Annotated in this window: 16 protein-coding genes and 1 tRNA gene; 8 read left to right on the forward strand and 9 right to left on the reverse strand. The window is 68.8% G+C overall.

Annotation, left to right across the window (positions count from 1 at the left end):
* Positions 1-70: 70 nt before the first annotated feature.
* The 3 genes from ABE483_RS11770 to ABE483_RS11780 form a co-directional block, all read right to left on the reverse strand.
* Positions 71-1,663, reverse strand: coding sequence for an N-acetylmuramoyl-L-alanine amidase (locus ABE483_RS11770; protein ID WP_313209019.1), 1,593 nt, complete (start codon positions 1,661-1,663; stop codon positions 71-73).
* A gap of 88 nt (positions 1,664-1,751) precedes the next feature.
* Complete coding sequence (gene tsaE / locus ABE483_RS11775) at positions 1,752-2,234, reverse strand: tRNA (adenosine(37)-N6)-threonylcarbamoyltransferase complex ATPase subunit type 1 TsaE (protein ID WP_259261485.1); 483 nt, start codon at positions 2,232-2,234, stop codon at positions 1,752-1,754.
* A 2-nt stretch (positions 2,235-2,236) separates the two neighbouring features.
* A complete protein-coding gene (locus tag ABE483_RS11780) occupies positions 2,237-3,715 on the reverse strand; it encodes an NAD(P)H-hydrate dehydratase (protein ID WP_346481744.1) in 1,479 nt (492 codons plus the stop codon).
* Between the two features lie 72 nt (positions 3,716-3,787).
* Here ABE483_RS11780 and queG point away from each other — a divergent pair, with 72 nt between their 5' ends.
* Both queG and xseA read left to right on the forward strand, forming a co-directional pair.
* Positions 3,788-4,876: a tRNA epoxyqueuosine(34) reductase QueG gene (gene queG, locus ABE483_RS11785; protein ID WP_346465986.1), complete on the forward strand. Its 1,089-nt coding sequence runs from the start codon at positions 3,788-3,790 to the stop codon at positions 4,874-4,876.
* Between the two features lie 60 nt (positions 4,877-4,936).
* A complete protein-coding gene (xseA, locus tag ABE483_RS11790; RefSeq protein WP_313209007.1) occupies positions 4,937-6,277 on the forward strand; it encodes an exodeoxyribonuclease VII large subunit in 1,341 nt (446 codons plus the stop codon).
* Between the two features lie 30 nt (positions 6,278-6,307).
* Here xseA and ABE483_RS11795 read toward each other — a convergent pair whose 3' ends face one another.
* Complete coding sequence (locus ABE483_RS11795) at positions 6,308-7,210, reverse strand: M48 family metallopeptidase (protein WP_313218924.1); 903 nt, start codon at positions 7,208-7,210, stop codon at positions 6,308-6,310.
* A 108-nt stretch (positions 7,211-7,318) separates the two neighbouring features.
* Positions 7,319-9,145, reverse strand: a complete 1,827-nt coding sequence (locus ABE483_RS11800) for a formylglycine-generating enzyme family protein (RefSeq protein WP_313209018.1) — start codon at positions 9,143-9,145, stop codon at positions 7,319-7,321.
* 310 nt (positions 9,146-9,455) lie between these two features.
* Between ABE483_RS11800 and rnd the strand changes: the two genes are divergently transcribed.
* Complete coding sequence (gene rnd / locus ABE483_RS11805; RefSeq protein ID WP_313209005.1) at positions 9,456-10,538, forward strand: ribonuclease D; 1,083 nt, start codon at positions 9,456-9,458, stop codon at positions 10,536-10,538.
* Positions 10,539-10,822: 284 nt separating this feature from the next.
* Entirely contained in the window at positions 10,823-12,001 is a 1,179-nt protein-coding gene (locus ABE483_RS11810; protein ID WP_346481745.1) for a serine hydrolase domain-containing protein, read from the forward strand.
* Positions 12,002-12,089: 88 nt separating this feature from the next.
* On the opposite strand, the gene ABE483_RS11815 is transcribed toward ABE483_RS11810, so the two are convergent.
* Positions 12,090-14,438 (reverse strand): TonB-dependent receptor, encoded by a 2,349-nt coding sequence (locus ABE483_RS11815; RefSeq protein ID WP_346481746.1) that lies wholly within the window; start codon positions 14,436-14,438, stop codon positions 12,090-12,092.
* A gap of 332 nt (positions 14,439-14,770) precedes the next feature.
* On the opposite strand from ABE483_RS11815, the gene ABE483_RS11820 reads away from it, so the two are divergent.
* Positions 14,771-16,096: an acetamidase/formamidase family protein gene (locus ABE483_RS11820; RefSeq protein WP_346481747.1), complete on the forward strand. Its 1,326-nt coding sequence runs from the start codon at positions 14,771-14,773 to the stop codon at positions 16,094-16,096.
* A gap of 104 nt (positions 16,097-16,200) precedes the next feature.
* Positions 16,201-16,276: transfer RNA gene (locus ABE483_RS11825), tRNA-Ala, on the forward strand.
* Between the two features lie 70 nt (positions 16,277-16,346).
* Here ABE483_RS11825 and ABE483_RS11830 read toward each other — a convergent pair.
* Positions 16,347-16,517 carry a hypothetical protein gene (locus ABE483_RS11830; RefSeq protein ID WP_176989378.1) on the reverse strand — a complete coding sequence of 57 codons (171 nt, stop codon included), beginning with the start codon at positions 16,515-16,517 and terminating at the stop codon, positions 16,347-16,349.
* A gap of 124 nt (positions 16,518-16,641) precedes the next feature.
* Entirely contained in the window at positions 16,642-17,664 is a 1,023-nt protein-coding gene (locus ABE483_RS11835; protein WP_313218928.1) for an NADP-dependent oxidoreductase, read from the reverse strand.
* A gap of 223 nt (positions 17,665-17,887) precedes the next feature.
* On the opposite strand from ABE483_RS11835, the gene ABE483_RS11840 reads away from it, so the two are divergent.
* A complete protein-coding gene (locus ABE483_RS11840; protein ID WP_123730690.1) occupies positions 17,888-18,277 on the forward strand; it encodes a hypothetical protein in 390 nt (129 codons plus the stop codon).
* Here the strand turns inward: ABE483_RS11840 and ABE483_RS11845 are convergent.
* Positions 18,267-19,073, reverse strand: coding sequence for a helix-turn-helix transcriptional regulator (locus ABE483_RS11845; protein WP_123730689.1), 807 nt, complete (start codon positions 19,071-19,073; stop codon positions 18,267-18,269). The genes ABE483_RS11840 and ABE483_RS11845 overlap by 11 nt on opposite strands.
* Before the next feature lie 93 nt (positions 19,074-19,166).
* On the opposite strand from ABE483_RS11845, the gene ABE483_RS11850 reads away from it, so the two are divergent.
* On the forward strand, positions 19,167-20,348 hold the full coding sequence (locus tag ABE483_RS11850; protein ID WP_313208999.1) for a YbfB/YjiJ family MFS transporter: 1,182 nt from the start codon (positions 19,167-19,169) through the stop codon (positions 20,346-20,348).
* The last annotated feature ends 112 nt before the right edge of the window (positions 20,349-20,460 follow it).

The following is a 20,460-nucleotide window of genomic DNA, read 5'->3' on the forward strand; positions in this document are numbered from 1 at the left end:
CGGTGGGAATTCGGGAAACGGACGTCATCCCGTGATGATAGCGTGCGCCGGGCAGTGCAGCCCGAAGGGGTTACTTGCTGCCGCCCGCCACGGTGCCGGCGGCATCGATTTCCGCCTGGGCGCGCGCGGCGTACAGCGTGCCCGGCGGCGGCTGACGGCTGAAGAAGGTGTGCACACCGTCCAGCACCGCGCCGGCGATCTGGCGCTGGTAGGCCGGATCGATCAGGCGGCGCTCTTCATCCGGGTTGGAGATGAAGGCGGTTTCGACCAGCATCGCCGGCATGTCCGAGGTGCGCAGTACCGCGAAGTTCGCACGCTCGATATTGGGCTTGTGGTTCTTGCCGATCCGCTTCAGGCCGCCCAGCACATGCCCGGCCGCGTCTTCGGAGGCCTTCATGTAACCGCTCTGGGCCAGATCCAGCAGCACGTTGGCCAGGGTGCCTTCGGTCTGCTGCAGGCGCACGCCACCGACCAGATCGGCGGCGTTTTCCTTGTCGGCCAGCCAGCGCGCACGCTGCGAGGAGGCGCCCTTGGTGGAGAGCACGTACACCGAGGAGCCGGTCGCGGCCCGGTTCTCGGCGGCATCGGCGTGGATCGAGATGAACATGTCGGCCTTGGCCGCACGCGCCTTCTGCGCGCGCATCGGCAGCGGAATGAACACGTCGCTGTCGCGGGTCAGGTAGGCCTTCAGCCCGGGCGTCGCGTTGACCTGACGGGCCAGTTCACGTGCCACCGCCAGGGTAATGTCTTTTTCGCGCTTCCCGGTTGGGCCGACGGCGCCGGGATCCTGGCCGCCATGGCCGGGATCGATCGCGATCACCAGTGGGCGCATACCGGCCCGCATCTTCACGCGCGAAGCGTCGCTGGGCATGGCCGGACGCGGGTTGTCCTGCAGCGCCGGGGTCGGCGCGGGCGCGGGAACCGGCGCACTGGCCACGACCGCCGGGGTCGACTGACCAGCCAGGATCGCGGCCGGCGACGCGCTGTTGCTGGCCGCGTTGGCGGTCCCAGCCGCAGCGACGTTGACGGTGGTGGCCGTCGCGGCAGCCGGGCCCGGCGCCGAGGTGGCGACCGTGGCGCTGGCCTGCTGGCGTACCGACGCGGTCAGCAAGGCGGTGGCGCGCGCGGCATCGCTGCGTGCCTGTGCAGTCTGGGCGGCGGTCGGTGCGGGGGTCGGTGCCGGCGCGGCGGCCGGCATCGACGCCGCTGGCGTGGGCGAAGGCGCTGCGGCCGCGGTGGGCGCGGGCGCACTGGCAACGGTGGGCGCGGCCGGCGCATCGCCCGGCCACTCGATCACCAAGCGCGACTCATTGCCCTGCTTGATCATCTGCGGGCGGAACGGCGCGACCGATTCGGCCAGATCGAACACCACGCGGAACGTACCTGGCACCGGCTGCCCGGTGCGGACAGCGGTGACCACGCCCTTGGGCGCAGGCAGTTTGAGGTTGCGGATCGCGCTGGAGTCCGGGAAATCCACCACCAGGCGGTTCGGACCGGCCAGCGACAGGGTCTTGTAGCCCCCGCTGCCGGCCAGCGAAATCTCCGCACGGGTACCGGTCGCACCGGTCTCCACGGCCACCTGGCGGACTTCGCCCGCCCACGACAGCGCGCTCGCCAGACAGAGTCCGACGGCAGTGCAGAGGGCGGCGAGTGATTTCCCCATTGGCATGGGTCTGGATTCAATCACCGCGCTGAATGAAATGCAACTCCTTTTCCCTTAATAATCCGTAACCTGCCGGTGTTTCCTAGTGTCAGCCGACAGAAAGGGCCTGCAAGTCACCCCCTTGGGGCAGCCGAGCGAGCCATTCACGACCGGCCGGACTGGTGGCGGTGAGCCGGGCGCGACGCCCCTGTCCCTGGATATCCAGGGCCACTTCGAGGTCGGTCGGCGGCAAGGCACCGGCACCGCGCTCGGGCCACTCGACCAGCCACAGCGAGGCGCTGCCCTCGTCCAGCCCGAGGAAATCCAGCTCCTGTGCGTTGCCGATCCGGTACAGATCCAGGTGCCAGGCCTCGTGGCCGTCGGCCAGCGGGTAGCGCTCCACCAGGGTGTAGGTCGGGCTGCGGATCGCCCCCTGCACGCCCAGCGCGCGCAGCAGTGCGCGGGCCAGGGTGGATTTACCGGCCCCCAGGTCGCCCTGCAGCTGCATCACCGCCTGCGGCGGCCGGGTCGCGGCCAGCCATTGCCCGAGCAGGTCGGTGTCTTCGGTCTGCGCGAGGAAAAACTCGATCATGTTCAAACGTCCGGATTGACCAGCCGGCGCAGCGGCGCCAGCAGATCGGTGGGAAGCAGGCCCCGCTGGCCGTCACTGGCGGCGGCATCGCCGGCCAGGCTGTGCAGCAATGCGCCGGTGCTGGCGGCATCGAAGGCGCCCAGCCCCTGCGCGCGCAGGGCGGCAATGATGCCGGTGAGCAGGTCGCCCATGCCACCCACGGCCATGCCGGGATTGCCGGCGGCCATCACCCGCGGCGGCGCATCGGGCGCGGCGACCACGGTGCCGGCGCCCTTGAGCACCACCACCGCGTGGAAACGCTCGGCCAGCGCTTTGGCCGCCGTGAAGCGGTCGGCCTGCACCTGCGCGGTGCTCAGCCCGAGCAGGCGCGCGGCCTCGCCCGGGTGCGGGGTCAGGATCGCGTCATGGAGCGGCTGCGGCGCCTTGGCCAGCAGGTTCAGGGCGTCGGCATCGACCACCAGCGGCTTGCCGCTGGCCAGCACCTGGCGCCAGAGTTCGTGCGCCCAGTCGTCCTGGCCCAGGCCAGGCCCGATCGCGATCACCCCCGCGCGGGGCAGCAGGGCCTGCAGTTCCTGCGCGTCCTGGACGGCATGCACCATCGCTTCGGGCAGGCGCGCCAGCAGCGGTGCCACATGCGGTGGCTGCGTCGCCACACTCACCAGCCCTGCGCCCGCGCGCAACGCCGATTCACTGGCCAGCATCACCGCGCCGCCGCTGCCGAGGTTGCCGCCCACGCACAGCACGTGGCCGGATTCGCCCTTGTGGGTGTTGGCGCGTCGCGCCGGCAGCTGCGCGCGCAGGCGCGGTTGCTGCCAGCACTCGGCGCTGTACTGCACGCCTTCGCCAGCGTCCGCGGGCAGATCCAGCGCGGCCAGGCGGCGACCGCCGACATGCTCCAGCGCTGCGCCGGTATACAGCCCCTGGTGGCGCACGATGAACTGCAGGGTGACCGTGGCGCGGATGGCAATGCCCGGCACGTGACCGGTGCGCGCATCCACGCCGCTGGGCACGTCCAGCGACAGCACCGGCACGCCAGCGCCGTTGATGGCCGTGATCAGATCCACCGCGGCACCGGCCGGCGCGCGGTTCAGGCCGATGCCGAACAGCGCGTCCACCAGCAGGTCTACCGGCGGGAGCACCCCATCGAAGCGCGCCACCGCACCGCCGGTGGCGATGAACGCCTGCTCGGCCCGCTGCGCCAACGTCGTGGCTGGCGCATCGGCGTCCAGCCGCAGCGCCGTTACCAGGCGGCCGGCTTCACGGGCCAGACGGGCCAGCACGTAGCCATCGCCGCCGTTGTTGCCGGCCCCCACCACCACACCAATGCGCTGCGCCTGCGGCCAGCGCTCCAGCAGGCAGTGCCAGGCGGCCTGGCCGGCCTGCTCCATCAGCGAGGCACCCCCATCGCCCAGCAAGGCACTGGCCTGCGCATCCAGGCGGCGCGCAGCGGCGATATCGAACAGTTCAGCAAGCTCGGGCATGCCGGGATTCTATACTTGTCGCCCAGGCGCAGCCTTGTCGCGCCCTCCCCAGGCTCCGTTTCCGCCCAGGCCATGTCCGCCGTTCCCCTGCCCGCCCCCGTCCATCTGGCCCGTGCCGCCGAACGCATCCGTGCGATCGCGGGCGTGCACGGCTTCCAGCGCTGCGGGGTATCCGGCATCGATCTGCGCGAAGACGAGGCGCACCTGGCCGATTGGCTGGGCAAGGGCCTGTACGGCACGATGGAGTGGATGGCGCGCCACGGCACGCTGCGCGCCCGGCCGGACGAACTGCTGCCGGGCACGGTGCGGGTGATCTCGGTCGGCATGGATTACGGCCACAAGGACGACGCTGAAGCCTGGGCCACCCTGCACGATGGTGACCGCGCCTACGTGGCGCGCTACGCGCTGGGCCGCGATTACCACAAGCTGATGCGCAACCGGCTGCAGAAGTTCGCCGACAGCATCGCCGCCGAGATCGGGCCGTTCGGCTACCGCGTGTTCGTTGATTCGGCCCCGGTGCTGGAGCGCGCGCTCGCCCGCAATGCCGGGCTGGGCTGGATCGGCAAGCACACCTGCCTGATCGACAAACAGGGCGGCTCGTGGTTCTTCATCGGCGAGATCTACGTCGACCTGCCGCTGCCGGTGGATACACCGGCCACCGCACACTGCGGCACCTGCACGCGCTGCATCGATGTCTGCCCGACCCAGGCGATCATCGCCCCGCACCGCCTGGATGCACGCCGCTGCATCTCCTACCTCACCATCGAACACGACGGCGCGATTCCCGAGGAAATGCGCACGGCGATGGGCAACCGCATCTACGGCTGCGACGACTGCCAGCTGGTCTGCCCCTGGAACAAGTTCGCCAAGCGCACCGACGAGCCGGATTTCCGCGCGCGCAACGATCTGGACACCGCCTCGCTCGCCCAGCTGTTCGCCTGGGAAGAAGACGAGTTCCTGCGCCGCACCGAGGGCAGCCCGATCCGCCGCAGCGGGCATGAACGCTGGCTGCGCAACATCGCCGTGGCGCTGGGCAATGCACCTGCCCATGCCGAGACGCTGGCCGCGCTGCAGGCACGACGCGAGCATCCTTCGGCGATCGTGCGCGAGCATGTGGCCTGGGCGCTGCAGCAGCACGCCGACCGCGCCGCCGCGGGATGAAGCATTGCCGCCGACGTGCGACCATGGCCCCCCGTTCGTACCGTTTGGCCTGATTCCTCCATGGACCGCAGCGCGCAGATTCTCACGCCCAGCCAGCTCAACATCCTGGCCCGCGACCTGCTGGAGGGCGCATTCCCGTTGATCTGGGTGGAGGCCGAGCTGGGCAGCGTGACGCGCCCGGCCTCGGGCCATATGTACTTCACGCTGAAGGACGCGCGGTCGCAGATCCGCGCGGCGTTGTTCAAGCCCAAGAGCCAGTGGCTGAAGTTCGTGCCGCGCGAAGGCATGCGCGTGCTCGCGCGTGGCCGGCTGACCCTGTACGAAGCCCGCGGCGAGTACCAGATGGTGCTCGACCACATGGAAGAAGCCGGCGAAGGCGCCCTGCGCCGCGCCTTCGAGCAGCTCAAGGCGCGCCTGGAGGCCGAGGGCCTGTTCGCGCCGGAGCGCAAACGCCCGCTGCCGGCGCATGTGCGTCGCCTGGCGGTGATCACCTCGCCCACCGGCGCGGCGGTACGCGACGTGCTGAGCGTCCTTGAACGGCGTTTCCCGATGCTCGAGGTCGATCTGCTGCCCAGCCTGGTGCAGGGCGACAGCGCTGCCGCGCAGATCACCTCGCTGCTGCGTGGCGCCGATGCCAGCGGCCGCTATGACGTGATCCTGCTGACCCGCGGTGGCGGCTCGATGGAAGATCTCTGGGCCTTCAACGATGAGCAGCTGACCCGCGCGATCGCGGCCAGCCAGACCCCGGTGGTGTCTGCCGTGGGTCACGAAACCGACTTCAGCCTGGCCGACTTCGCCGCCGATCTGCGCGCGCCGACGCCGTCGGTCGCGGCCGAACTGCTGGTGCCTGATCAGCGTGACCTGCTGCTGCGTGTGCGTCGCCTCGACGCGCGTCTGGCGCAGCTGCAGCGGCACAGCCTGGGACAGGCCATGCAGCGCGCGGACCGTGCCCTGCTCCGCCTCAACGCGCAGAGCCCGCAATCACGCCTGCAGCTGTTGCAGCGCCGCCAGCAGGACGTCGCGCGCCGTCTGCACGCGGCGTGGACGACACAGCATCAGGGCCGTCTGGCCCAGCTGCGCCACGCAGCGGCCGTGCTGCGCAGCGGTCATCCGCAGCGCCGGCTGGATGCCCTGCGTGAGCGCCTGCAACGCCTGCAGCCGCGTGCGGACAGTGCGATCGGCCGCCAGCTGCAGCGCGACGCCCTGCGCCTTCGTGCGCTCGCCCGTTCGATGGAGGCGGTCAGCCCGCTGGCCACCGTCGCGCGTGGCTACGCGATCCTGACCCGCGAGGACGATGGCAGTCTGGTGCGTTCGCCGTTGCAGGTGCGCCCGGGCGACACGCTCAAGGCACGCGTGCAGGACGGCGTGATCGACGTAACGGTCAACGAACCGGCGCGCTGATCCAGCGCATCGCCGATAAGGCGTTGACGGTCAGCGCCCCGCGCTCTCGCAGAACTTCTGCCGGTACTCCATCGCCTTGGGCATCAACGCCTGCAGGTTCTGGATGCGCGTGCCCGGGTTGGGATGCGTGGACGCGAACTCCGACGTTGACTGCCCCCCACTGGCCTGCCCCATCCGTTCCCACAACGGGATCGCCTCCTGCGGATCGAAACAGGCCGCCGCGGCCAGCATCAGGCCCACTTCATCGGCCTGGGTCTCATGGCTGCGCGCGTACGGCAGCAGGTAGCCGTAGCCCATCGCCGACATCATCATCTGCTGCTGTTGCGGGTCCATGCCACTGGCGGCACCGGCCATCTGTCCGATCTGCGTCATCTTCTGCTGGGCCATCCGCTGGGCGCCATGGCGCAGCAACGCATGCGCGATTTCATGCCCCATCACCACCGCCATCGCGTCCACCGTCCGCGCCACCGGGATCAGCCCCGTGTAGACCGCCATCTTGCCGCCCGGCAGGCAGAACGCATTGGCCTGGTCGGACGGGATCACGTTGACCTCCCATTCGAACTCCCGCGCGAAGTGCGCAGGCTTCAGGCCATGCTCTTCGGCGAGCGCGGTTTCCACGACGTCCACCTTGGCGATCAGGCGCTGGGCGATCGCCTGGATTTCGCGTGACTGTGGCGCACTGGGATCCAGCGGTCGCTCCTGCGCCAGGATCTCCTGGTAGGCCTGCAGGCCCAGCGCCTTTTCCTGGGTCGCATCAAGCGAGCTGTCGATCAACACGCTTTCGCCGGTATACGGATCCACCGCACGGTTGGAGAACCAGTAGAACGCGGCATAGCCGGCAAACGCCAGCAGCACCCACCAGCGGATGTTGCCGAACAGGCCTGGCCGCCGGGCGCGGCCCTGCTGCTGACCGCCGAATGGATCGTTGCGCATGCGCGTGGTTCCTGAGATGGCCGCGGCACCCTGCCCGACACTGTGCCAATCCTAGAGCGCGCGCCGGGGGGCCGGGTGAAATCCCGTCACCTCACATCGGGGACATCCTCAGATGCCACGGACCAGCCGGAAGCCGATCCGTGCGCTGGTGGTGTCCGAATCCTGCGATTGCCGCCACGCCGCGCGGGTCTGTGCCGGCGCATTGGCCCAGTTGCCACCGCGGATCACGCGCTGCCGGCAGCCCGGGTTGAACCACGCGACGCCATCGGACGGCGCCCGCCGGTAGCTGGCATGCCAGCAGTCGGCCACCCATTCGCTGAGGTTGCCGGCAATGTCGTGCAGACCCCACGGATTGGGATCGAAGCTGGCCACCGGGGCCGGCCCCCAATACCCATCGCCATAGCCGACGAAGGCGTTGTACCAGTGCCGTCCGGAGGGCGAGACATCCTCGGCCCCGGTGAAATTGCCCGCGCGCGCGGGCGGCGTGCCCGCATCACCCCATGGATACCGGCCGCTGCTGCCGGCGCGCAGCGCGTACTCGAATTCGGCCTCGCTGGGCAACCGGTAGGAGCGCCCGGTCTGTTCGGACAGCCAGGTCGCGTAATTCTCGGCATCGCGCACGCTGACGTGCATCACCGGCAGGTTGGCGATCGCCTCGGCCCCGTTGTAATCGGACTGCCAGTCCACCCCGCTGCGCCGGACGAAGTTGCCGCTGCGCTCGTCATACACGATCGAATGGCCGCGCCGGGTGGCCCGGGGGCGGGCCTTGGTAGCCTGCACATAGCGGCGGAAATCGGCGACCGTCACTTCGGTGATCGACATCGCGAAGCCGCGCTCGAAGCGCACGTAGTGTGCGGGCTTCTCGGCATCGGTCGCGCCGAGCTCGTTCTCGGCCGCGCCCATCTGGAACCCGCCGTGCGGCACCACGATCATCTGCGGCCCGCGGCCGCCATCGCGCAGCGCATCGCTGAACACCTGCCGCGGCCGGAAGCTGCCGTAATGGGTGACCAGTTCGATGCGCTCGCGCAGCTGCCCCACGACAGGATCACCGGGCAGCGCGATGCGCAGGGCATCTTCCAGCTTCTGCCGGGCCGGCTTGAGTCCCTGTGGCGTGGCCAGATCGCGCAGACCCTCGTTACGCAGCCGCACCAGGGTGTCGGAGCGGATCTTCTCGATACGTTCGAAGGCGTCGGCAATGGTGATGGAGGAGTCCCGGACCTTGGCCGCTTCGGCCAGCCAGGTACCGGCCGTCGCGAAATCGGCCGCCAGCGCCGCCGTCTCGGCACGCCGGATCAGCGCGCTCTCGGCCGCTGCCAGTCCTTGCCGGGCGCGGGGGTTGTCCGCGTCCAGTGCGAGTGCTTCACGGAAATTGGGAATGGCGCCATCGCCGTCTTCGCCGATGCGGTCCGCGCGCAGATCGTCTTCGCCGGCGCGGTTGTACGCCACCACGCGCTGGGCAATTTCCACCCGCGACTGCAGCTCGCGCACCTTGGGATCGTCCGGCGCCAGGGTCAGCAGTACCAGGGCCATCTCGCTGGCCTGGGCCAAGGCCTCGCGCTGCTTGAGCGGCCGCTGCAACAAGGCGGACGCCTCCTGCAGCAGGCGTTGCCGCGCGCGTTTCAGCCCGGCCTCGGCCACGCGGTCCTTGGGGTCGTGCTGCAGCAGGGCAAGCCAGATCGGGATCGCGTCCTCGGCGGTGCGGTACAGCCGGTCCTCCTCGAAGGCGCGTGCGGCGTCGCGGCGAGCCTGGACAACGTCGTCGTCAACGAGGGTGACGGCAGGTGGCTGCCAGCGCTCCACCGTCTCGGCAGCGTCCTCGCCTCCGATGGTGACCTGCGCCACCGGCGCGCTCGCTTTGGCCGGTGCGGCAGCCGGCTTGGCCGCCGGCGCTGCCGACGGTGCGGGCGCGGGCGCGGGAGAACATGCGGCCAGCATGCCCAACAGAGCAGTGAACAGCAGCGGCAATGGGCCTGACGGTCGCAAATGGGGGTCCTTGGGGCGTGTCATCGTCTTGCTGGTGCCCACGCCACGTCGCAAGCCGCCGCCCGGGGCGCGATGGCGATCCAGGGGGCATGCCGCAGGCGCAGGCAGGGGATCATCATAATCGCCACCGTCGCGGGGGGCGACCGTCCCCGGCCCGGGCGTTCATCACCGCACGGCGGGATGCCGGACATGGCATGGCATCGCATGGCGTTAGGCTATCCTCCCCGACCTGAGCACCCCTTTGCAGTACATGGAATCCCACGTGGCTTACTGGATCAAAACCCCGGCGGAACTGGACGAGCGCTACCGCCAGCGCCCCACCCGCATCGGCCTGGACACCGAGTTCATCCGCGAACGCACCTACTGGCCGCAACTGGCGCTGGTGCAGATGGCGGTCGGTGATGAAATCCTGCTGATCGACCCGCTGATCCCCGGCATGAACGCGGCGCTGGCCCCGTGGCTGGCCGACACCTCGATCCTCAAGATCATGCATAGCGCCAGCGAAGACCTGGTCACCTTCAAGGTCGCCTGCGGCGTGCTGCCGCGGCCGCTGTTCGATACCCAGATCGGTGCGTCGCTGGCCGGCATCGGCGGCGGCATGGGCTACCAGAAACTGGTCACGGCAGTCACCGGCGTCACCTTGGCCAAGGGCGAAACCCGCTCGGACTGGATGCGCCGCCCGCTCTCGGAGGCGCAGCTGGAGTACGCCGCCGACGACGTGGAATACCTGTTCCAGATCCACGACACCATCGAGGCCCGCCTGGAAGAACTGGGCCGCCGCCAATGGCTGCAGGACGACGCCGAGCGGCTGCTCGCCAGTGTCGAACACGATGAAGAGCGCTGGCCGCACGTGGCGATGCGCTCGGCACAGTTCATGGATACCCCCGCGCAGCTGCGCCTGCTGCGGCTGCTGCGCTGGCGCGACGTGCAGGCGCGCGCCAGTGACAAGCCGCGCAGCTGGGTACTCGACAACGAACTGGCTGCCGTGCTCGCGCGCACCCCGCCGGCCGATGTGGAGGCGCTGTCCAAGCTGATGGAAGGCTTCCCCAAGGCTCCGCGCAAACTGGCCGCCCAGGTGTGGCAGGCGCTGTCCACCCCGCTGGCCGACGAAGCCGAGGCACCGCTGGCGCTGCCGGCCAACGATGCCAACAAGCAGGCGCTCAAGCGGCTGCAGGATGCCGTCAGCGCGCGCAGCGCCGAACTCGGCCTGCCTGATGGGGTGCTCGCCTCGCGCAAGCATCTGGAAAGCTATCTGGAAAACCGCCAATGGCCGGCCGCGCTCGCGGGCTGGCGCCAGGCGCAGCTGGAGCCGATCCTCTCGCCGCTGTTGCCGCCGGCGGCCTGACCTTCGTGCATCGGTGCGTATCTCACCGCACCTATGCACCGCCTCGCCCAGCGTTTCAGTGCACTGACGACGGCGCAACGCCGTCGATTCCTGAACGGATCGCGTCACCCTTTTGACCTGCCGCCATCGGCATGACTGCAGACACATACGCGGGTCTGAAACGCATGCAAGAGTGAATCGCACGCACCGTTCCCCGCCTGCTCCAGGCGCGGTCCGGACACGGCATCCCGCAGGACCGTGCCGCCGGCGCAGGTTCTGCCCACGCGGCTGCGCAAAGGACTCCCATGCATCTGATCGCGACTCGAAGGAACGCCCCCACCCCTCGCCGCACCACGCGCCGCCTGCACCGCTGGCTCGGCATGACCCTGCTGCTGGCGGCCACCACGGCCAGCGCTGCCGATGATCTGAACGCACGGCTCGCGCAGGCCCTGCAGGGCACCGCCACACCGGCCATGGGCGTGCTGGTCATCCGCGATGGCAAGGTCGCTGAACATGCCGTGCGGGGCGTCCGCCGCAACGATGCGTCCACGCCGGTCACCACGGAGGATCAATGGATGATCGGCTCCACCGGCAAACCGATCACCGTGGCCATGATCGCGCGATTGGTCGAACAGGGCGTGTTGGGCTGGGATGCGCCGCTGTCGACATTGTTGCCCGACCTCGCCGCACAGATGCAGCCGGCCTACCGCAGCGTCACCCTCGTGCAGTTGCTCTCGCACCGCGCCGGCCTGCCGGAAAACCTCACCGACGCCGCCGCGCTGGACGCGTTCTTCGTCGATAGCCGGGCCCTGCCCGTGCAGCGCGAGGCTTACGTCAAGGCAGCCCTGGCCGAAGCGCCGGTGCATCCGCCCGGCACCGAATTCGCCTACAGCAACAGCGGCTTCCTGATCGCGGCGGTGATCGCCGAACGTGCCACGGGCAAGGACGTGGAAACGCTGATGCAGCGCGAAGTGTTCCAGCCGCTGGGCATGACCGGTGCCGGGTTCGGCCCCACTCCGGCCGGGCAACCGGTGGGCCATCGCGGCGGCAAGCCGGTGACCACCGCGCCGCAGAAGGCCGATGACGGGGTGCCGCCGCTCTACACTGCCGCCGGCAACCTGCATATGCGACTGCACGATCTGGCGCTGTTCGCCATCGATCAGCTCGCGGGCAGCCAGGGCAAAGGCAGGTTGCTGACAGCGGCGTCCTACGCGCTGATGCAGACCGTTCAGCCGGGCAGTGGCTCCGGGCTGGACTGGGGCGTGCAGCCGTCGATCGCCGGTCGCCAGGGGCCGGTGCTGGTGCACGGCGGCTCGGACGGCAACTGGCTGGCCTGGGTGGTGCTGTTCCCTGGCCAGAACAACGGCGTTATCGCCATCGCAAATGCCGCCGAAGACATGGGCGCCGACCAGGCCACCATGGGCGTGCTGGGCGGACTGTTCGCCGAGCTGGCGCCCGCTGCAGCCGGGGCGCTCGCCAAGTAGCAGAAACGACAACGCCCCGCAGGTGCGGGGCGTTGTCGGAACACGCATCACGCTCACCGGTGCCCTGCGGCACCGGCGATCGCGTGTCTTACCAGTTCATGTTGAGCGACACACCCACGGTGCGCGGTTCGTTGTAGACCGCGGCCATGTAGTTCTCGATCACACCCTTGAGGTTCTTCTCATTGGTGATGTTGCGCGCGAACAGCGCCACTTCCCAGGCACCGTAGTTGGCGGAGTAGCCCAGCTTCAGGCCGCCTTCGAAGCTGCCCTTGGAGTTGAACTCGGCCGAGTCGTACAGCACGAAGCTGGTATAGCCCTGCTTGTTCCAATCGGTGGAGACGAAGAACACATCGCTGTCATTGACCGGCATGTCGTAACGCGCGGCCAGGTTGATGTTGTACTTCGGTGCGTTCGGCAACGGGTTGCCGTTGATCTGCGCGAAGGTGTTGGCACCGACCTTGATGGTCGGGTCATTCACGGTGCACACCACGGCGCCGTTCAGGGCACAGACCTGCGCGTACACGCGGTCGTCCTGGATCTTGCTGTGCAGCAGGCTGACACCGGCGCTCAGGGCCAGGTTCGGGATCGGGCGCAGCTCCATGTCCGCTTCCAGACCGTAGGCCTTGGCCTTGTCGGCGTTGAACAGCACGCCGTTGCCGTCCGAATCGTTGCCGTTGAGCTGGATGTCATTGACCACGTAGGTGAACGCGGCGGCGTTCACGCGCAGGCGGTTGTCCCACAGGCTGCTCTTGATGCCGGCTTCCCAGGACAGGATGGTTTCCGAGTTCGCCGTGGTGAAATCGGCATTGAACACAGCCGAACGGCCCTGGATGGTCGGGCCACGGAAGCCGCGGGCCACGCGCGCATACACGCTCAGCTGCGGGTTGAACGCGTACATCGCGCTCAGGTCCCAGCTCGGCGTGGTGTCGGACATCTCCACGTAGGTGCGGCCCTTGTAGGTCACGGCACCAGCGGCGGTATCGGCGGTCTTGAGCAGACGGGTCTTCTTCTCGTCCTTGGTCTGGCGCAGGCCGGCGGTCAGGGTGAACTTGTCGGTCACGTCATAGCTGACCTGGCCGAAACCAGCCCAGGAGGTGTTGACGTTGCGCAGGCGCACCCAGTTGTTCGGATTGCGGGCATTGCCCTGCAGGAACCAGGCGCGCTGGTAGAAATCGGTGGTGTCGCGGCCGTCGAAGTAGAACGCGCCGACCTGCCACTTCAGGCGGTTGTCATCGGCGTTGGCCAGACGGAACTCCTGGGTCCACTGGTCCAGATCGCGGATCTGGCCCATCGACTGGCCGTAGCCGTTCGGCACGCCGTTGACCGGATAGTTCACGGCGGCGCCGCCGTCGGTGTCACCGCGGCTGTAGCCGGAGGTGGTTTCGTAGGCGGTGATCGAGGTCAGCGAGACGTTGCCGAAGTCGTAGATCGCCTTCACCGAGCCGCCGTAGGTCTTGTAGGCCTGCGGGTTGTTGCCGGCTTCGTCGTAGGCGACCTGGTCGCGCGGCACGTCGGTCTTGTTGGAGCCCTTGGTCAGCGCGCTGCGCAGGAACAGGGTCGAGGTACCGTCGTAATCGCGTGCGTGGGCCGAGGCCAGCAGCGAGAAGTTGTCGCTCGGCTGCAGCAGCAGCTGCGCGCGCACGTTGCGGTCGTCGAAGCCGCCCATCGCGTTCTTCTTCGGCGAGGCCGTGCCATCGGCGCTCGGGCCGCGGTAGGTATTGTCGACGTAATCATCGCGGTGCTGGTACAGCGCCGACACGCGGAACGAGGCGATGTCGTTGATCGGGCCGCCGAAGCCGCCATCGATGGCCACGCTGCCGTACGAGCCATAGCTGGCCTGCACGCGGCCGCTGTAGTCCTGGCTCGGCTTGATCGTGTCGAACTTGACGATGCCGGCGGTGGTGTTGCGGCCGAACAGCGTGCCCTGCGGGCCGCGCAGCACTTCGATCTGGTCCACGTCGTAGACCGGGTTGGACTTCAGCACCACGTGCTCAAGCACCACGTCGTCCTGGATGATCGACACCGGCTGCGAGGCACCCAGGTAGAAATCGATGTTGCCCAGGCCACGGATGTAGAAGCGCGGGAAGATGCGGCCGGTGGTGGTTTCAGCGTAGAAGCTGGGCACCTTGCCCGACAGCGCCAGCAGGGTGTCATCGCCGCCAGCGGTGTAGTCGCGGATCTTCTCGCCCTGCACCACGCCGACCGAGACCGGCACGTCCTGCAGGTTGCGCTCGCGGTGGTCGGCGGTGACGGTGATGGTGTCCAGCGAGGTGGCGCTGGCGGACTGCGCGTCCTGCGCCGAGGCGGCAGCGGACAGCATCAGCGCAGCGGACGCGCAGGCCAGCGCCAGCGCGCGGCGGCGCGGCAGCACGGCGGTGGTGGAGAGGGAACGGGAGAGAAGACGCGTCGACACAGGGGCGTGGCGTAGAGCGGGCATGCAGAGGTCTCGGGTAGTACAGATCGGGGCAGCCGGCGCGATGGCCGGGCACCATAGGAAATCGACATCGCTGTGGAGACAGCGATGCGGCACGGTATTGGCTGGATGTTGCAGATTGGTGTCAGGGCGTTGTGGGCGACGGCTGTCCGGCCCCCCTGGTCCACTGGCTATGCGGCCGCGTTTTCTGGCGCGGATTATGCCCGGCCAAGGCGCGCGCCGGAAGGGCGGGATTCGCGTGTGACGCTTTCCGGGCCATCGGTCACGTGTCGCCCGGCACTTGTCGCCCTGGCAGCGGCGGCGAACACTGAACCGGTCATCCACGAGATCTCTGCATGTCCTCTCGCCACCTGGCCTGCCTGCTCCTGTTGTTGTCCGCCTCGGCCGCCCAGGCCGCCGAACCGCCCGCACAGTGGCTGGTCACCACCGACCTGTGGGGAAACCCGGCCTACCAGCTGCTCACCCTGCCCGACCAGCAGGGTCCGGTGGAGGGGCGCTTCGATGGGGACACCCTGCAGGGCAGCCGCCAGGGCAACGCGCTGGCGTTTGTCGTCACCGGCGGCGATGGCGCGACCTACCGCTTCCGCGGCGAGCAGACCGGCACGACCCTGCGCGGTACGGCCGATTATCCCGACACCAACGCCAGCGAGCGACGCGCGATGCATCCCTTCAGCGCGCGCCGTCTGCCCGAGCGGCCGGCCGGCGGCCCCCGCCAGCATGACTTCGTGCCCACCTCCTATTCGAACGAGTTCTCACCCCACCGCGCACCCGTGCTGACGATCTGGCCGGGCGACAGCGTGCGCACCACGACGCTGGATTCCGGCGGCGTGGACGCCAAGGGCCAGACCCGGGCGCTGTTCGGCAATCCGCAGACGGGGCCGTTCTATGTGATGGAGGCCGAGCCCGGCGATGTGCTGGCGATCCACATCAAACGCCTGCGCTTGAACCGTGACTACGCCGACAGCCTGGACAGCATCGTGGGACGCGCGCTGACACCGGCCCTGGCGGCGAAGGCCACCGCGCTGGACAAACCGGTGCGCTGGACCCTGGACCGCGAACGCGGCCGTGCCCGTCCAGAGGCGGCCACCGGCAAGCTCAAGGATTTCTGGGTGCCGGTCAGGCCGATGCTCGGCGGGCTGGCGGTGGCACCTGGGTTCGGCAACGCGCCGATCTCCACCGGCGACACCGGCCGCTTCGGCGGCAACATGGACTTCAACGAAATCCGCGAGGGCGCGACCGTGTATCTGCCGGTATCCCAGCCCGGCGCCCTGCTCTACCTGGGTGATGCGCACGCACTGCAGGGCGATGGCGAAACCTCGCAGTATGCGCTGGAGACCTCGATGGACGTGGACTTCAGCGTGGAGGTGATCAAGTCCCGGGCGCAGTCAGCGCCGCGGGTGGAATCGGCCACGCAGTTGATGGTCCTGGGCCAGGCCGGCTCGCTGGATGAGGCCCTGCGCGCGGCGACCGCCGGGATGGCGCAGTGGCTGGAACAGGACTACGGGTTGAGCCTGTCCGAGACGGCCCAGGTGCTGGGGAGTTCGGTCAGCTTCGTGGTGGCCAACCTGGCCGGGCGCAGCGTCGGCGTGGCCGCCAAACTGGACAAATCCCTGCTGCAGCAGGTGGAACGCGCGCCCGCCGCGGCGCGCGGCAGGCACTGAGCCGAACGCAGGCCCCACTTGGCAGGCGCCGCCGGTCGGCGCTAGACTAGGCGCATTGCGGGGTACGGCCGAGGCCGGTGACGCCACGCAGCAGCAGCATCCGTGGGGCCATAGCTCAGCTGGGAGAGCGCGTCGTTCGCATCGACGAGGTCAGGAGTTCGATCCTCCTTGGCTCCACCACTATTCAACAGAACGCCCCGGGGATCAGCTTCCCGGGGCGTTCTTGTTTTCACAGCCTTCGCGCAGTTGCTCACGCGCCCTCGGGAGTGTCCTTGCGCTCCGGCCGGCGCGTGCCTGCATCGTGGATCGCTTGATCGGTCTGCCCCGGCCGCTGCTTGGCGGTTTCATCCTGCTTGCGGTCCTGCTGGCTCTCTTCGATGCCTTCCTGCTTGCCGTGTTCGCTGGGCTTGGTGTCTGCCATGGGTCTACTCACTTGTGCGGTTCCCGGTACGGGGCCTTCATCCGCAGGCTAACCGGCCGATCGTGATGCACGAATCACGATCGGCACGGCCTTGCACACGTCGCACTCACACGCCCCGCGCCGCTCAATCCAGCTTGACCACCAGCTTGCCGAAGTTGTGGCCCTTGAGCAGTCCGAAGAAGGCCTCCGGCGCGCGTTCCAGTCCCTGCACGATGTCCTCGCGATATTGCACGCGGCCGTCCTTCAGCCACTGCCCCATGTCGCGCAGGAACGCAGGGAAGAAGGCGTGCAGATCCGACTGGATGAAGCCGCGCACGGTCAGGCGCTGGCGCAGCACCTGGCTCATGAAACCCGGCAGCCGGTCCGGCCCGGGCAACACCGCACCGCGCGCGTTGTAGGTGGCGATCGTGCCGCAGACCGGAATGCGCGCGAAGTCGTTGAGCAATGGCGCGACCGCATCGAAGACGTGCCCCCCGACGTTCTCGAAGTAGACATCGATGCCGTCGGGCACCGCCGCACGCAACTGCGCGGCGAAATCGTCGGCGCGGTGATCCAGCGCTACATCGAAGCCCAGCGTTTCCAGATACGCGCGCTTCTGCTCGCCACCGGCAATGCCCACCGTGCGCGCACCCTGCAGCTTGGCGATCTGACCCACCGTCGCGCCCACCGGGCCGCTGGCAGCCGCCACCACGAGCGTTTCGCCCGGCTGCGGCTTGCCGATTTCCTGCAGGCCCACGTACGCCGTGAATCCGGGCATGCCGTACACGCCCAGTGCAGTGCTGATCGGCAGGCCGTTGTCTTCCAGCTTGCGGCTGAGCTGATCGCCGTCGATGACGGCATGCGTCTGCCAGTTGCCCGGAGCCAGCACATGCTCGCCGATGGCGAAACCGGGATGGTTGGAGGCGAGCACTTCAGCAACGGTGCGCCCTTCCATCACCGCATCCAGCGCAACCGGTGCGGCGTAGGACGGCCCCTCCTCCATGCGACCGCGCATGTAGGGATCCAGCGACAGATAGCGATTGCGCAGCAGCACCTCGCCCGGGCCAGGCGCGGGAACCGGCACGTGTTCGATACGGAAGTTGGACGAGACGGGAGCACCGTTCGGGCGCGAGGCGAGGACGATGCGGGTGTTGGTGAGCGCGGTCATCAGAGGATCGCTCCGGGGAGACGAAAAAGGAATCCCGACAGTACGCCGTCCAGGCACGTCCGGGCGGGGGGTAAAACAGCGTTCCATCGGTGCAGGACGACGCGGCTGTGCAATCACCTTGTGCGACAGGGACCGATCATCCCGATGGCGTCACAGCATTCCATCCGTACGCTGCACCGCGCATGCGTTGCCCGCGCCGCCGGCCAGGGCGCATGATCGCGTCATGAACGTTCCCTCCTCCAGCCGACGCCGCTACCTGCTGCCCGTGTTGATGTCCGCCACCACGGTGTTCGGCCTGACATGCTGGGCGATTCTGGCGACCGAGCCCGGTTGCCTGGCCGCGCAAGGCCATTGGTCGTCCGGTGCAGGCAAGTGCCACACGCGCCTGTGCCTGCTGCAGGGCGACTGCGGCGAGATGGCGTCACCTATCGTGGCATGCAACAAAGTGCAGGTCGGCGACAGCCGTGGCCGCGTGTACTTCCACCTGGGCAATCCCCTGCCTGGTGCGGGCGCCGAAGCGGAGTGGCCCGCAGGCAAGGCCGACAACGGCTCGATCCGTGCACGCTTCGAGGATGAGCGGCTGGTCAGCCTGGCCTGCCCGGTCACGCCGTAGGGCGTGCGCGCTTCCATTGCAGCGGGCTCATGCCCATCTCGATCCGGAACATGTAGTTGAACGCCGACGCCGAGGCATAGCCCAGCTCGTGCGCGATTACCGTGGGCGAACGCCCCTGCGCCAGCCACTCGATGGCGCGCAGCAGGCGCAGCCGCAACCGCCACTCGCGCAGCCGCATGCCGGTCTCGCGTTCAAAGTGGCGCGCCAGGGTACGCGGCGATGCCCCCAGCAAGGGCGCCCAGTCCTCCACGCTGCGGGTATCGGCAGGTTGCTCGTACAGTGCCTGGCACCAGCGCTGCAGGCGCGCATCCTGCGGCCACGGCAGGTGCCGGGTGTGCTGCCGCTGGCGCGGCAACTGCGCAGTGATCAGGGTGCACAAGGTGGCGTAGTAGGTGCGGTCGTGATCGGGCACGGTGCGATCGAGTTCAATGATCAGTTCGCGCAGCAGCGGTGACACATCGAGTACCACGCAATGCGTGGGCATACCCAGTGCCGGCCCATCCGCCACGTAAAGATTGCGGAACGCCGAGGTATTCAACGCGCCCGTGTGATGGGACGTGCCCGTCGGCACCCACAGCGCCTGCTGCGGGGTGATCACGTGACGTGCCTGCCCGGCGCTGGCCTGCAGCACACCCGTGCTGGCGTGGACCAGCTGGTTCCAGCCGTGCACGTGCGGCGGGAAGCGCTCGCCCGCCTCCAGTCGCTGGCTGCGCGCCACCACCGGCCAGGGCAGACGCCGCAGCGGCGGCACCGGGACTTCGCGCCAACCCGGCGCAGTGGGTTCCGCCGTGGCCATGTGACGCCTCATCGACAGGATGGGTCATTCTATCGAAAGACGCGGTCACCTCTGTCCACGGACCATGGGCCCTCCCCGCTGCCCTCCCCACCCATGTCACTCTCGATCCCGCCTCCCCGCCGCGCCTGGCAGGTCATCACGGCCGGCATCTGCGCGCTGGTACTCACGGTCGGCCTGGCGCGCTTTGCCTACACCCCGCTGCTGCCGGTGATGCGGCTCGACGCCGGGCTCACGGCAGCCGGCGGCGGCTGGCTGGCAACGTTCAACTATCTGGGCTACCTGGCCGGCACTGTGCTGGTCGCCCGGGTCGGCGACATGCAGCTGAAATTCCGCTTCTACCGCATCGGACTGGTCCTGGCAGTGGTATCCACCGGCCTGATGGGCACCACCACGGACATGGCCACCTGGGGCGTGCTGCGCTTCGTGGCCGGCCTGTCCAGCACCGCCGGCCTGCTGCTCGCCTCCGGGCTGGTGCTCAACTGGCTGCTCGCCCATCAGCGCCGCCCACAGCTCGGCCTGCACTTCGCCGGCCTCGGGGTAGGGATCGCGGTCTCGGGCCTGGCGGCTGCGGCGATGGCCGATCAACTGGCGTCCTCCCGGCAGTGGATCGCGCTGGGCACCCTCGCGGTGGTGTTCCTGATCCCGGCCTGGGCATGGATGCCGCCGCCGGCAGCGATCTCCAGTGCCACTGGGGCCAACGCTCCCCCGCCACCCGGGCGGCGCTGGCGCTGGCTGCTGATCGCCTCATACTTCTGCGCGGGGGTCGGCTTCGTGGTCAGCGCGACCTTCATCGTCGCCATCCTGGTGCAGACCCCTGCCTTCGCCGGCCACGGCAGTTGGGTGTGGGTCCTGGTCGGCCTCACCGCCATCCCCTCGACGTTTGCCTGGGATCGGCTCTCGAACCGGCTTGGACTGATCCGTGCATTGATGCTCGCCTATGCGTTGCAGGCTACGTCCTTCGTATTGCCCTTGCTGGATGGCGGGCTGTGGGCCGGCGCAGCCAGCGCCGTGCTGTTCGGCCTGACCTTCGCCGGCATCGTCAGCCTGACCCTGACCGTGGTCGGTCGCCACTACCCGCACAATCCTGCCAAGGCGATGGCGACGCTGACGCTGAGTTATGGCGTCGCCCAGATCATCGCCCCCGCGATCGCCGGCACGCTGGCGCGCGACAGCGGCAGCTACCAGGGCGCATTGGTGCTGGCGGCGATCATGATGGTGATCGGCATCGTGCTGTTGTGGTGCATGCCCGACGACGCCCGATCCACCACGGGCTGATCAACTGCACCGGCGGAAAGCATCCGCCTGAACCGACGTTCATGCGCTTGGGTGATGTGCTCGGGCCCGCTGGATCAAGCACTTGGATGTGGGCGGACACGGGTTTGGAAAC

This window comes from Stenotrophomonas sp. TWI602 (genome assembly GCF_039674045.1).
Taxonomy (GTDB): domain Bacteria; phylum Pseudomonadota; class Gammaproteobacteria; order Xanthomonadales; family Xanthomonadaceae; genus Stenotrophomonas.